10 protein-coding genes and 1 pseudogene are annotated in these 13,345 nt (G+C 70.5%); 6 read left to right on the top strand and 5 right to left on the bottom strand.

Going from position 1 to position 13,345, the window contains the following annotated elements:
- Positions 1–3: 3 nt before the first annotated feature.
- From ACLBXX_RS13120 to ACLBXX_RS13110, 3 genes are read left to right on the top strand one after another with little or no spacing between them, the layout of a single operon-like run.
- A complete protein-coding gene (locus tag ACLBXX_RS13120; RefSeq protein WP_387144637.1) occupies positions 4–1,437 on the top strand; it encodes a mechanosensitive ion channel domain-containing protein in 1,434 nt (477 codons plus the stop codon).
- A 24-nt stretch (positions 1,438–1,461) separates the two neighbouring features.
- Positions 1,462–2,322, top strand: coding sequence for a tRNA pseudouridine(38-40) synthase TruA (gene truA, locus ACLBXX_RS13115; RefSeq protein WP_447658385.1), 861 nt, complete (start codon positions 1,462–1,464; stop codon positions 2,320–2,322).
- Between the two features lie 51 nt (positions 2,323–2,373).
- Positions 2,374–2,970 (top strand): hypothetical protein, encoded by a 597-nt coding sequence (locus tag ACLBXX_RS13110; RefSeq protein ID WP_447658384.1) that lies wholly within the window; start codon positions 2,374–2,376, stop codon positions 2,968–2,970.
- On the opposite strand, the gene ACLBXX_RS13105 is transcribed toward ACLBXX_RS13110, so the two are convergent.
- Positions 2,948–4,123 (bottom strand): hypothetical protein, encoded by a 1,176-nt coding sequence (locus tag ACLBXX_RS13105; RefSeq protein WP_447658383.1) that lies wholly within the window; start codon positions 4,121–4,123, stop codon positions 2,948–2,950. The two genes, ACLBXX_RS13110 and ACLBXX_RS13105, sit on opposite strands and share 23 nt — an antisense overlap.
- Positions 4,120–5,802, bottom strand: a complete 1,683-nt coding sequence (locus ACLBXX_RS13100) for a sensor histidine kinase (RefSeq protein WP_447658382.1) — start codon at positions 5,800–5,802, stop codon at positions 4,120–4,122. The genes ACLBXX_RS13105 and ACLBXX_RS13100 overlap by 4 nt, the downstream gene beginning before the upstream one ends.
- Before the next feature lie 261 nt (positions 5,803–6,063).
- Here ACLBXX_RS13100 and ACLBXX_RS13095 point away from each other — a divergent pair, with 261 nt between their 5' ends.
- Entirely contained in the window at positions 6,064–7,500 is a 1,437-nt protein-coding gene (locus ACLBXX_RS13095) for a glycosyltransferase family 2 protein (protein WP_447658393.1), read from the top strand.
- A gap of 321 nt (positions 7,501–7,821) precedes the next feature.
- On the opposite strand, the gene ACLBXX_RS13090 is transcribed toward ACLBXX_RS13095, so the two are convergent.
- The 3 genes from ACLBXX_RS13090 to ACLBXX_RS13080 form a co-directional block, all read right to left on the bottom strand.
- Positions 7,822–8,727: a response regulator gene (locus ACLBXX_RS13090; RefSeq protein WP_447658381.1), complete on the bottom strand. Its 906-nt coding sequence runs from the start codon at positions 8,725–8,727 to the stop codon at positions 7,822–7,824.
- Between the two features lie 126 nt (positions 8,728–8,853).
- Positions 8,854–9,849: a glycoside hydrolase family 6 protein gene (locus ACLBXX_RS13085; protein ID WP_447658380.1), complete on the bottom strand. Its 996-nt coding sequence runs from the start codon at positions 9,847–9,849 to the stop codon at positions 8,854–8,856.
- 52 nt (positions 9,850–9,901) lie between these two features.
- Entirely contained in the window at positions 9,902–10,345 is a 444-nt protein-coding gene (locus tag ACLBXX_RS13080; protein WP_447658379.1) for a hypothetical protein, read from the bottom strand.
- Between the two features lie 148 nt (positions 10,346–10,493).
- Between ACLBXX_RS13080 and ACLBXX_RS13075 the strand changes: the two are divergent.
- Together ACLBXX_RS13075 and ACLBXX_RS13070 are read left to right on the top strand one after the other, a co-directional pair.
- Positions 10,494–11,156 (top strand): annotated as a pseudogene (locus ACLBXX_RS13075) (endonuclease/exonuclease/phosphatase family protein); the annotation flags it as partial.
- Between the two features lie 699 nt (positions 11,157–11,855).
- The gene (locus ACLBXX_RS13070; RefSeq protein WP_447658392.1) at positions 11,856–13,283 is read left to right on the top strand and encodes a DUF4012 domain-containing protein; all 1,428 of its coding nucleotides are present in this window, start codon (positions 11,856–11,858) and stop codon (positions 13,281–13,283) included.
- Positions 13,284–13,345 lie beyond the last annotated feature (62 nt).

Here is a 13,345-nt window from a genome sequence, read left to right as displayed (position 1 = left end):
TCCGTGGCCGATATCGTCTCGCAGCCGTGGTTCTGGCCCGCCGTCGTCGTCTCGGTGGGGCTGCCGCTCGCGCTCATCGGGCTGACGGAGTTCCACAACGCGCTCGCCCGCCGCGGCAGCCGTGCTGCGCCGATCGTGCTGATGGTGCGCAACTACCTCGTGCCGGTCGCCGGCATCCTGGTGCTGCTCAGCCAGCCGGGTGCGTGGGAGGGCTCGGGCACCTGGCCGAAGGTCGTGTGGACGATCTTCGGCCTGCTCGTGATCGTCGTCACGATCAACGCCGTCAACCACCTCGTGTTCCACCGCGCCGAGAAGGGGTCGTGGCGCGACCGCTTCCCCACGATCTTCAGCGACCTCATCCGGTTCGTCTTCATCATCCTCGGCATCGCGGCGGTGTTCTGGTGGGTCTGGGATGCCGACGTCGCCGGCGTGTTCGCCGCACTCGGCATCACCTCGATCGTGGTCGGCCTCGCGCTGCAGAACGCGGTCGGGTCGATCGTCTCGGGCCTCTTCCTCGTGTTCGAGGCGCCGTTCGAGCTCGGCGACTGGATCGAGACCGGCGGCACGCGCGGGCAGATCGTCGAGGTGAACTGGCGCGCCGTGCACCTCGAGACCGGCAACGGCACGGTGATCATCCCCACCGCGGAACTCGCGGGCGGCTCGTTCGTGAACCTCTCGCGCAACCCGGAACCGTACGCCGCGACCCTCGAGGTCGAGTTCGGGACGGACGACCCGCCGGGGCGCGTGCGCGAGCTGCTCGTCGCGGTGGCGCGGGACATCCCGCTGCTGTCTCCCGACCTCGAACCGTCGGCCGTCACCCTGGGCGGCTCGCGGTACGAAGTGTCGATCCCGCTCCGCACGCCCGGCGACCGCGCAGACGCCCTCGACGCGTTCGCGACCCGGGTCTGGTACGCCGCTCGGCGCTCCGACCTGCACCTGGACGGCGACCTCACCGACGACTGGCGCACATCGGCGCGACTTCAGGACGCGCTGCGGCAGATCGCGCCGTCGCTGAGCCTCGCGCCCGGAGAGGCCGAGGCGCTCGCCGCCCACGCGCGCCTCGAGCGGTACTGCGCGGGCGAGTCGCTGCTGCGGCCCGGCATCGTGCCCGTGGAGACGCGCTTCATCCTGGCCGGCTCGGTCGTGCTCGGCATCCCGACCGAGGACGACGGGTTCGTGCAGGTAGGGGTCCTTGCTGAGGGCGACGCCGTCGGTCTCACCGCCCTCTCGCGCACGCCGACCATCTCGCGGGCTGTGGCCACGAGCGAGGTCGACGTCGTGGTCGTGCCGGTCGCGGCACTCGACGACATCGTGCGGGCGCACCCGGTGGTCGCGCGCGAGATCGTCCGCGAGAGCGAGAACCGGCTCCGCCAGGCCGGCGCGGCGCTCGCCGCGGTCGGCGAGACGCTGCCCCGAGGCCGCTTCGTCGTCGGGTGAGGGCGCCTCGGTAGGCTGGAGCCCGTGCGGATCCGCCTCGACATCGCCTACGACGGCACGCATTTCCGCGGGTGGGCGCGTCAGCCCGGGCTGCGCACGGTGCAGGAGACGCTCGAATCATCCCTCGCGCGCGTTCTCGGCGGCGATCCGCGGCTCGTGGTCGCCGGCCGCACCGATGCGGGGGTGCACGCCACCGGCCAGGCGGCGCACGTCGACCTCGACGAGGCGCAGCAGCGGCGCATGCTCACCCGGCACGCGCGTCCGGACGCCGGTGTCGCCACCGCCGAAGACCGCGCGGCGGCGCTGGCCGCGCGAATGACGGGCGTGGTGGGGGCGTACTCCGACGTCGCGGTCACGGGCTCGCGCATCGCGCCCGAGGGCTTCGACGCCCGCTTCTCGGCGGTGTGGCGCCGCTACGAGTACCGGATCGGCGACACCGTGACCGGCTACGACCCGCTCGAGCGCCACCGCACCACTTCGGTGCGGGCATCCCTCGATGCGGAGGCGATGGATGCTGCCGCCCGCGCACTGATCGGACTCCACGACTTCGCCGCCTACTGCAAGCCGCGCGAAGAGGCCACGACGATCCGCACGCTGCTCGAGTTCGACTGGCATCGCGACGACGCCGGCGTGCTGGTCGCGAACGTCAAGGCCGACGCGTTCTGCCACAGCATGGTCCGCGCGCTCGTCGGCGCGTGCGTCGCCGTCGGCGAGGGGCGGCTCGACGTGGACGACGTCGTCGACATCCGCGACGCGCAGGAGCGCGTGCCCGAGGTGAAGGTGCTCGCGGCGCGCGGTCTCACGCTCACCGAGGTGGGCTACCCGGCCGACGATCTGCTCGCGCAGCGCGCCGAGCAGACGCGCGCGCGGCGCGACCGCGAGTGACACCGCCCCGCTAGACTGACCGGACGTTTTCCGGCGCGACTCGGGGGTTTTATGCGCAGGTGGAACCGGTTCGCCGGCGTCGTGACGATCTCGCTCGTCGGCATGGCGGCGCTCGCCGGCTGCGGGCCCGCCCCGTGGGAGGAGGGCGCCGGCGGGAGCACGCCGACCCCCACGTCGACGGCGGTCCCGACCCCCGTGCCGAATGACCTCTCGGGCGGGGCCACGCAGCGCGAGCTCACCGCGGGTGCTGTCGCCGCGACGATCGACTACTGGTCGACGCTGTCGATGGACAAGTGGACCGCGGAGGCGGTCAAGCCCGTCAGCATCTCGCTGATCACGACCATCACCCCGAACGACGGGCAGAAGGTCTACCTGCAGCGCGCCACCATGACCGCCGTGCCGTCGTCACCGACGGGCGCGCTGGACGCGCTCGCTCCGCAGGTCGACGCCGCGACGGTGAGCCCCGGCTACCTTGTGCTGGACCCCTACAGCTACTCGCAAACGTTCAACGTCGGCCCGGTGCCGGCCGAGGCGACGTACGTGACGCTGCAGTTCAGCTACGACTTCCTGGTGCAGACGACGCCGACCTCGAGCGAGTACGCCAAGCAGACGGCGACCGACACGCTCACGGTAGCTCTGACTGACTGATCAGGCGGTTGACGATGGTGGCGCCGACGCGCTCCCATCGGTCGCCGCCCTTGCCGCTCGCGACCCGCGCGGCCTCGCGGCCGGTGTACACCAGGGTGTCGAGGTCGTACCCGAGCACCGAGACCGGCGCCCAGCCTGCGCTCGCGGTGGGCCGGATGGGGAGCGCGCCGTGCACGTCGAGGAGGGTCACGCGCTCGAGGGTCGCACGCAGCAGATCGCGCACCACCGCATCGGGGCGGGGCACGAGCACCACGACGGCGCCCGCCGAGGGTGATCCGACGTCCGACTCGGCCGGGAAGGCGGCGCGCACCTCCTCTTCGAGTCGTTCCGACAGCGTCGCGAACGCCGCGGCTCCCGCGGTCTGGCGGATGTCGGCGGCGTCGTCGAGCCCGAGATACACGACCGACCACGGCTCCGACGTCTTCTGCGCCCGCGAGAGGCGGTCGCCGGCGGTCCGCTCGAACTGCTGCCACGCCGTCGAGACGGCCGCGCTGCGGCCGAGCCCGCTGTCGCGAGCGGTGGTGCCGACCACCGCGATGAGAGCGCACGCCACGTACACCAGCATCCCGACCGACGAGATCAGTCGTACGAGCTCGAAGTCGTCGCCACCGGACGGCGGGTAGACGAGGCCCGCGATCAAGGTGCCGACACCGGTGACGAAGAACGCGATCGACACGATCACGAGCGGCAGCAGCAAGCGGTCGTTGCGCCGCGACGAGGCGCGCGCCCAGTCGAGCACGAAGAGTCCCGCGAACACGGATGCCGCGAAGAAGACGGTGCGGTACGCCACGGTGAACCACGCCAGGTCGTCGACGATCGCCAGCGAGAACGCCGACACCGCGGCCATGGCCGCTCCCGCCCAGACGTGCGGACGCAGCCCCCACGCCGCGCGGAAGCCCGCCCACAGGAATGCCGGCGCACCCATCAGTGCGCCGAGCGACGCGCGACGGAGCTGCTCGATGCCGGCGACGTCGCCCGCGACGACGCCGTACGTGGCGAGCATCGCGAGGGTGAAGGCGATGCTCCAGTAGAGCGTCGGGAGTCCGGGCCGCACGAGGAACGCGATGCCGATGGTGAGCATCGTCGCCAGGGTGGTGATCACCGCCTGGGCGATGCCGAGGTCCACGCCGGCTCCGGCGATGAGGTCGGTCATGCTCGTCCTTCTGTGTCGCGCCGTCCGTCCGGCCGCGCGGCCGGATCCCCGGCCAGCTCGCCCGCCAGGGGCAGGCGGATCGTGATGGTGGTGCCCGCGCCCGGCTCGCTCTCGATCGTCAGGGTGCCCCCGTGGGCGAGCACGATGTCGTTGCTGATGCCGAGTCCGAGCCCGGTGCCGCCGGACTTCTTCTTCGCCTCCTCGGTGCGGAAGTATGGCGTCAGGATGTTGGGCAGGTCGTCCGCGGCGATGCCGATGCCCGTGTCGGCGACCGACAGCACGACGCGGTGGTCCTCGACGGCTCCGGTGATCCGCACGCGCCCGTCGCGCGGGGTGTACTTGATCGCGTTGCTCACCACGTTGTCGACGACCTGCCGCAGCCGGAATCCGTCCGCCGTGATCGGAAGCGCGTCGTCGGCGCGCACGTCGATCGAGATGTCGCCCGACACCGCGGTCGGGCGGAACGAGGCGACCGACTCGAGCAGGATCTGGCGCAGGTCGATGTCGTCGACTTCGTCGCGGGCCGAGAAGCCGCGCTTCGAGGTGGTGCCCAGGCTCTGGATCATCGTCAGCATGCGGTCGCTCGCCGCGACGATCGACTCGAACCGCTCGCGCGTGCGCGGGGTGAGGTCGTCGAGCTCGAGGGCGAGCTCCGCATTGCCGATCATCACGGTGAGCGGGTGCTTCAGCTCGTGCGACGCCATGGCGGTGAACCGCTCCCGCTCGCGCTGCGCGTAAGTGAGGGCGGTCACGTCATGCACGAGGAGAAGGATGCTGGACCCTTCGTCTCCGCCCGCGGCGAGGCGCTTGGCGGTCACCGAGAGCGCGCGCCACTCGCCCTCCGCCGTGAACAGCCACACCGAGGCATCCGTGAAGGTCTCTCCGCGTGCGGCGCGAGCGAATGGTCGCTCGGAGAACGGCACCGGCATGCCGCGGCGCCCGGTGTACTCGACCGAGCGGGCGGGCAGCGTCGCATCGAGCGGGTCGAGCCCGTACAGGCGCGAGTACGCGTCGTTGACGGCGAGCACGGAGCCGTCGTCGGAGATGCGCGCGATGCCGGTGTCGACGCCGTTGAGGATCTCGTTGGTGCGGCGCTCCTGGTCGGCACGGCGCGTGTACGTCGCGGTGAGGCGATCGGCCTGCCGCTTGAGCAGGCGGCGCAGCGATCGGGTGCGGCGGAGGGCGAGGTGCGCGGTGATGCCGATGAACGTCAGCGACAGCAGTACGACGAAGGCGCGGAGCGCCGCGATGTTGCCGGTCGAGACCGCCGACTCGACGAGGAGGATGACTCCGATCGTGGCGAGAAGCGCGGCCAGCGCCGTCGCCCGGAAGTGCATCGCGACCCACATCACCGGGAATCCCCACAGGTAGCCGAGGCGCAGCTCCATACCGCTGGACATCAGGCCGATGGCGAGCGCATCGGCGAAGGGGATCACGAGCACCGCCGCCGCGGGCAGACGCGACCACGGCAGGGCGAGGGTGGCGATCGTGAGGACGACGACCGCGAACGTGCCCACCAGGAAGTTCCAGCGCCCGAAGAGCGCCGGCTGCAGCGCCATCACGAGGATCGCGGTGATGAGCACGCTGGCGGCGAGCACGAGCTGCGTGAGCCAGATCGACCGGGTACGGCCGTCGGGCGCGCCCACGACGAGCGTCCGTCGCGCAGCCCCCGTAGCCATAGGGCGATTCTATTGACCCGGCCACCTGGCATTTCGACGCCGAGCCGACAGCCGGCAAACGCTCTCTTGCGGATGCCTTGCGCAAACCTTGCGGTTCTGTTCGCGGTCTCTCCGAGGGGCCTTGCGGTCGGTGGGAGAAGCTCTTCATGTGCCGGAGACACCGGCCCGAGAATCCGAAAGGCGACGAACGTGACCGACATCGTCCCCCTCACCCGCAGCCGGCGGACGCACCGCGGTGACGCGACCGCCTCGCTGGAGGACGTGGCGACGGTCTCTTCGCAGGGCTTCGCCGCCGGCCACCCCGCCCAGGGATTCGCCGATGACTTCGAGGCCGTGCTCGACGACACCTCGGTGCACCGTTCGACCATCGGCTGCGTCATCCCGGCATACAACGAGGAGGAGTCGATCGCCCAGGTGATCGGCGGTCTCCTCGCCCAGACTCGTGTCCCCGACGTCATCCACGTCGTCGTGAACAACTCGTCCGATGCGACGGTGCGCATCGCATCGCAGTACGCCGGCGCGCACGAGATCGTCACCGAGCTCGGCGAGCAGTTCACCGAGGTCTTCGTCCACGACATCGGCAAGAACCCCGACAAGAAGGTCGGCGCACTGAACTACGGCTACACGCTGGTCGAGGGCTACGACTTCCTGCTCGGCGTCGACGGCGACACGGTCGCGGATGCCAAAGCGGTCGAATACCTCGAGTCGGAGGCGACCTCCGACTCCCGCATCGGCGGCATCTCGGCGATCTACTCGATCGATGAGAAGCCCATCAAGGGCGCGATCGCCAAGTTCCTCATCACCGGGCAGCGCGCGCAGTTCGCGGCGTTCAACATGCACAACCTGCTCCGTGGCCGCAACATGGCGGTGCTCGGCGGCCAGTTCTCGATCTTCTCGACGCAAGCCCTGCGCGACGTCATGAAGGAGAACCACCAGTCCACGCCGTGGGTCAAGGACTCCGAGGTCGAGGACTCTCTCCTCTCGCTGCAGATCAAGAGCGCCGGCTATCTCACGAAGATCAGCCCGTTCGCGCGCGCCGACGTCGGCGGCATGACGACCCTCCGGGCGCTCGACGCGCAGCAGGTCAAGTGGACGTACGGCGCCATCGAGCTGATGTGGCCGGGCCAGCGCGGCGACACCAAGGGGCAGCCGTTCCACCCGAACCTGCGGGTGCGTTGGCTCGAGAACTTCGGCATGCTGACGAACCTGTTCGTGCGTGTGGCGTTCGTCGCCCTGCTTGCGGGCTCGCTGTCGCTCGGCGCCTTCGTGTTCTCGCCGTGGTGGCTCCTGCCGCCGGTGGTCGCGATCGCGCTGAACACCCGGATGGCGCTGACCATGCAGGACCGCACCGCGCGTGATCTCTTGTTCGCGGTGACGCTCGTGCCTGCGGAGGTCTACATGTGGCTGCGTCTCAGCTACTTCGCCCGCTCATGGACGCGGTTCCTGTCGCGCAAGAAGGTCGACAACTGGGCGATGCAGGCCAAGGCCGAACGTGGCGGCGGCTTCGGCCATTGGACACCGCTCATCGTCGCGGTCGCTGTCGTGGTCGCGATGGCGGTCATCTGGTCGATGCTCGGCCCGATGGTCCAGTCGACGATCCTGTGGATCGGCTGGCCGATCGTCGGCGTCGTCACGGTGCTGCAGACGCTGTCCATGTTCTTCAAGCTCATCCGTCGTCAGCACGGATACAAGGTCTGACCCGAACCCGAATCGGGTCAGAAACTGGGGAATGCGCCGAGGCTGGGGAGCACGGCGCGGGGGAGGAGGTGAGGGCGCCCGCCTGGGGAGGGCGGGCACCCTCGCCGAAAACTACACACGGTCCACGGGGAGGCATCCGCCCGTACGGCACGCACCCGAAGCGTGCCGTAACGCTGGGGAAGCGCCGCGGCTGGGGAGCACGGCGCAGGGGGAGGAAAGGCAGGGGTCCGCAAGGGGAGAGGCGGACACCCGGCCGAAGGGGAAGAGGAGGCATCCGCTCGCGTGGGGCGAGCGGATGCCTCCTCTTCTGCGTCGCCGGGGTCAGCCCTCCGAGGTCAGCCGGTACCCGACGCCGCGGACGGTCTCGATATAACGAGGGTTCGCGGCGCTCTCGCCGAGCTTGCGCCGCAGGTTCGTCATATGGGCCTCGACCGCACGCTTGTCGGCGTCGCCCACGAAGTAGCTCGTGACGTAGGACTCGCCGCGCAGCACCAGCGTCAGGTCGGCCTTGCTGCGCACGCGTCGCTTCGATTCGAGCAGCGTCGCGAGCAGGTCGAACTCGGTGCGCGTGAGATCGAGCTCCTCGTCGCCGATGAGCACGATGCGGTTCTCGGGGTGCAGCCGCAGGTCGCGATGCGTCAGCCACTCGCCGGCCGTGTCGACGGTGGCGGGGACGGATGCCGCGTCCGCGGGCACGATCACGGTCGCGGGTGTCGCGAGGTCACGGCTCTCGATCGCGGGTGCGGTCGGCACGGCGGTGGTCGTCGGTCGGACCCCGGGGAACGACGGGCCGACGCTGCCCTGCGACGGCGCGGCGGGCGCGGCGACGGCGCGCTCCGTCTCGGTGGTCCGGCGTCGCATGAGCGCCTCGACGCGGGCGCGCAGTTCCCGCGGGCGGAACGGCTTGAGGAGATAGTCGTCGGCGCCGGCGCCGAGGCCCGCGATGACGTCGGCCTCATCGTTCATGCCGGTGAGCATGATGATGTACGTGTCGGACTGCGCGCGGATGCGCCGCGCCGCCTCGATGCCGTCGATGCCGGGCATGTTGACGTCGATGGTCGTCAGCACGGGCTTGTAGGTGAGCACCGCCCGCACGCCGTCGATGCCGTTGCCGACCGACACCGTCGAGAACCCTGACGACTCCAGGACCTCGGCCAGGACGTGGCGGATCTCCGTGTCGTCCTCGATGATGACCGCTGTCTTCAGCTCGTCAGAAGGGGTGCTCATGCGTGCGATCTTTCTCGGACGTGGGTGGAACCGGTTATGCGCCGATTACCGACCCCAGCCGCGGCCCCCGACGCATGCGCAAAGTACTCCCGATGCTACACAACGCCGGTAATGCCTGGTCGGAGATCAATCCGACACGACGTCGCGGGTGAGCTCGACGGCGGCCTCCGGCCACCACCGTCCGGCCGCCGGGCCGCCGTTGCAGTCGCCGTCGCTCTCACCCGGCGGTTTGATCCACAGGTTCGTGTCGACGACGTCGTCGCCGATCGTGCCGCCGGGCTCGCCTATGAGGCGCCTGGGCGGGTTGCACCATTCGCCGTTCGAACCTGCGCCGTTGCGGCCGGTGTCGATAATCGCATGCAGGCCCTCGAGGTACCCGGCGACGTCGTGCGCGTAGGCCACCTCGTCGTCGGTCATCTCGAAGTTCGACACGTTGGTGACGAATCCGCGGATGCCACGATCCTCTCCGCGCGACGCCCGGTCGACCTGGTCGATGAGGTCGGCCATCTCAGCCGGGGCCAGCCAGTCGGAGTGTCCGCCGTCGACGTAGATCCAGGTGCTCTCGGCGGCGAGCCCTTCGACCGCGTCGCTCAACTGCTCGACCCGCTCGTCGACGTTTCCGCACTCGGGTGCGAGAGCGAGGCTGTCGGGCTCGAGGATCACGATCGGCGCGGTGTCGGCGGCCGCGCGCAGGGCGTCGCCGATCGCGCGCGTCCACTCGACATAGGCGTCGCCGTCGAGGCCGCCTGCGGAGTGTCCGCCGCAGTCGCGTTCGGGCAGGCCGTACACGACGACCGCGACGCGTGCGGATTGGTCGCGCGCCTCGGCGGCAAGGCCGGCGATGCGCTCTCCCACGACGTCGACGGGGTCGCCCTCCGGCGTGAGCCAGACGGCCGTCGGCTGTGCGCTCAGGTACTTCGCCGCGGCTTGCTCGGGGCTGCCGTCGGCCGCGTGGGTCGCAGCATCCGTCGCCTTCGAGAGCGCGGAGGCGACGATCTTCGTGCCGCGCGCGGGCGGCTCGGGCGACTGCCCGCGCAGGAGCACGACGGCTGCGACGACACCGACGACGGTGATGACGCCCGTGATCGCCAGGATCGTGATGGTCCGTCGCGAAGTGGGCACGAAGGCGAGCCTACGAGACCGGCGCCGCGGCGAGGCGTCGCGGCGTGTCGCGTCAGGCCGTGCGCGGGCGCGGGCTGCGAACTCGTGCAGCGGGTGCGGTGCGTCCGGACGCGAGTGCGCCCCGGCGGGCCGTGCCGCCGCGCTTCGAACCGACGAGCTGGAGCAGGGCGGCCGCCAGCGGGCTCGCCGACGTCGCTTCGGCCTCGAACGCGCCGGCGACGACGGATGCTGCGCGCTCGAACTCCTGCGCCTTCTCCACGGCCGCGCGGCGCTCGGCGACGACGCGGTCGGCGGCGGCGTATTCGGCCCTCAGGCGGGCACGCTCGGACTCGTCGAGCCCGGGTCGCCGCGCGGTGCGCTCGAGCGTCTCGGCGGCGCGGGAGCGCAGGGCGATGCTGCGGTGCAGCTCGCGCTCGGCGGTCTCACGGGCGAGCCGGCTCGCGTCGAGGGCGTCGGCGAGCTCGGCGCGGACGGTCTTCGGGGATGCAGCGGTCATGGGGTCCTCCAGGATCGGGGTGCGGGTTCACGCTCGGATGCCGTGAACCGGCACACCACTCAAGAGCCGCAGCATCCGGTTTTCGTACATACGAGCTTCCTGTCAAGGCCATCCGTTCGAAACGTCCACGGCATAGGCTGTGGTCGTCATGAAGGTCATCTCGTACAACCTGCGCAAGCATCGGGCGGCGGGGGAGCTCGCCCACCTGGTCGAGCGCCATGGCGCCGACGTGCTGTGCCTGCAGGAAGCGGACACATCCGACATCCCCGAGGAGATCTCGGGGCTGCGGCTCGCGGACTCCACACAGCGCAATCGACTCGGGCTCGCCGTGTACTACCGCGAGAACACCTACCGCGCCGTCGAGGTGCGGGCGCTGGCGCTGAAGAAGTCGCTGCACGACCGCGTGCTCAAGCCCGCGGAGGAGCGGCTGCTCGGCGTCCGGCTGCACGACATCGACGAGAACACCGACCTCATCGTGGCCTCGTTCCACGCCGCGCCGCTCACTGCGCTGAACTCGCTGCGACGCCACCAGATCCGCACGGCGCTCGGTGAACTGCAGCAGTTGGGCGAAGGTCTGCCGGCGCTGATGGTCGGCGACTACAACTACCCGGTGTTCAAGGAACGGCTGGGCCAGCACATTCGCGAGCAGGGATACGAGCTCAATCTGTCGGACTCGCGCACGTACACGCGCTACCGCTTCTTCCGGGGCCACTACGACTTCGCGACGTCGATCGGCTTCGAGATCGACCGCGTGCGGACGCTGCCGCAGGGCCTCAGCGACCACCTGCCGATCCTCGTGACCGCCCACCCCGCCCCGGGTGTGCGCCGCGTGGTCGAGATCGCTGATCCCGAGGCGGGGGGCGCCGCCCGGGCCCGGGGCGCCCGGGCCCCCTCCTCCCTCTTCCCCCCCCCCCCCCCCGGGGGGGGGGGCGCCGGGGGGCGGGCCGGTGTGCCGCGGGGGCGCCGCCCCCCGCCGGAACCGGCGCCGCCTGAGCCCTCTCCTCGCTCTTCACCCCTGACATCCGGGGGCGCGAAGAGTACCATTGGGCGCGTGACGAGGGGGATCGTCACGCGCTCCGAACCCGAGGGTGCGCAAACTGGGGCCGTTCTCGAAGCTGAGGCGACGCCTGTTCCGTCGCGCCGCCGGCGCGCGTGGCCGTGGATCGTGGTCGCGTTGCTCACCGTTCTGCTGGTGGGCGGCGTCATCGTCGGCGCCTTCGCGCTGCAGTTCTGGTCCGAGGCCCAGCGCGCCCGCGCCGCCGTCGAGCGGGCGGCGGCGGGGATCGAGGCGCTGCGCACCGATTTCGCCGATGCCGACACGGCGCAGGTCCGTGCCGAGACCGACGAGATCCAGGCCAACGTCACGCTCGCCGTCCGGACCGTCGACGGGCCGTTGTGGGATATCGCGACCCGCGTGCCGTTCATCGGGCAGAACGTCGACGCGGTGCGGCGCGTGACGCATGCCGTCGACATCCTCGTCGACCGCGCGCTGCCGGCGGGGCTGCAGTTCATGACGGCCGCCGACCTCGACCGGCTCGCCGTGGCGGGCGGCGGGATCGACCTCGAGCCGTTCCGTCAGGTGCAGAGCTCGATCCCCGAGATCGCCTCGGCCTTCGCCGATGCGCAGGCGATCGTGGCGCCGATCGACACGTCGACGCTCTTGCCCGAGGTCGGCGAGTCGATCTCCGACATCCTCGACTTCATCGACCTGGCGACCCCGGCACTCGGCGTCGCCGAGAAGTATCTGCCGACGCTGCTCGAAATGGCCGGGTCCGCGGGCACCAAGACATACCTGCTGATGTTCCAGAACAACGCCGAGATCCGTGCCACGGGCGGCAATCCCGCCGCGAGCATGATCGTGACGCTCACCGACGGCAAGCTCGGATACGTCGATCAGGGCAGCTCGCAGACGTTCTACGACGCGGGCACGCAGGGCAACGAGTACGTGCCCCTGCCCGGCGAGACGACGGGGCTGTACCTGCCCACACTGACCAGGAACTCGCAGGACTTCACCTTCACCCCCGATTTCCCGACGACGGCGCAGCTCTTCCAGGCGCTGTGGACGCACACGACGGGCGCGACGTTCGACGGCGTCATCTCCATCGATCCCGTGGTGCTCTCGTACATGCTCGGGGTGGCGGGGCCGGTGACGCTCGGCACGGGGGAGCAGCTCACCGCCGACAACGCCGTCAAGGTGCTGCTGAGCGACGCATACGAGCGGTACCCGGAGGGACATGACTCCGACGCGTTCTTCGCGGATGCGGCGCGCCAGGTGTTCGACCATCTCACGTCGTCGTCGTGGGATCCGCTCCAGATGCTCGAGGCGCTCGAGCGGGCCGCCGCCGAGCAGCGCATCAACCTCGCATTCACCGATCCGGCGGCTCAGGCTCTCGCCGTCGAGTTCGGTCTCGACGGTGCGCTCGCCGCGGACACGACGACGCAGACGCAGGTCGGGATCTACCTGAACGACTCGGCCGTCAGCAAGCTCGACTACCACCTCGCCACGGCTGTCACCGCGACGTGCGACGCCGCCGCCCGCACCATCACGACCACGATGACCATGCACAACGGGATCACCGACGACATCAGGAGCAACTACACGCTGGGGTACCGGAACCGGCAGCTGGGCGTCCCACGCACGACGATGATCCTCGACGTGCTGTTCTTCGCGCCCCCGGGCGCGCAGATCACCCAGACCGTGCCGGCGCGCGGCGATGTCGCCCGCTGGGAGCGGAGCGGCGTAGAGAAGGGCAACACGGCAGTCAGCAAGACCGTGTTCATCGGCAAGGGGGAGACCGAGACCGTCTCGTTCACCGCCGCGTTGCCCGCCGGCGACCTGGGACCGCTGCACCTGCGTCACACCCCGACTGCCGGCTCAACGCCGGTCACGATCGACGCGAGCTGCAGTGCACTCTTCCCCGCTGCGTCCGGAGGGTGACGCAGCGCGGACCAGACGACGAAACGTTCCCGGACCCTCCCGAACCCCCGGGGGCGTTTCGT

This window comes from Microbacterium sp. C23T (genome assembly GCF_053345975.1).
Note: the sequence above shows the minus strand (reverse complement) of the source record. Positions and strands in the feature narration are given on the sequence as shown.

Excerpts from the sequence above, each read along its gene's own strand:
- ACLBXX_RS13070 (WP_447658392.1), top strand. The coding sequence starts at position 11,856 with ATGACGGCCGCCGACCTCGACCGGCTCGCCGTGGCGGGCGGCGGGATC.
- ACLBXX_RS13110 (WP_447658384.1), top strand. The coding sequence starts at position 2,374 with ATGCGCAGGTGGAACCGGTTCGCCGGCGTCGTGACGATCTCGCTCGTC.
- ACLBXX_RS13090 (WP_447658381.1), bottom strand. The coding sequence starts at position 8,727 with ATGAGCACCCCTTCTGACGAGCTGAAGACAGCGGTCATCATCGAGGAC.
- ACLBXX_RS13105 (WP_447658383.1), bottom strand. The coding sequence starts at position 4,123 with ATGACCGACCTCATCGCCGGAGCCGGCGTGGACCTCGGCATCGCCCAG.
- ACLBXX_RS13080 (WP_447658379.1), bottom strand. The coding sequence starts at position 10,345 with ATGACCGCTGCATCCCCGAAGACCGTCCGCGCCGAGCTCGCCGACGCC.
- ACLBXX_RS13100 (WP_447658382.1), bottom strand. The coding sequence starts at position 5,802 with ATGGCTACGGGGGCTGCGCGACGGACGCTCGTCGTGGGCGCGCCCGAC.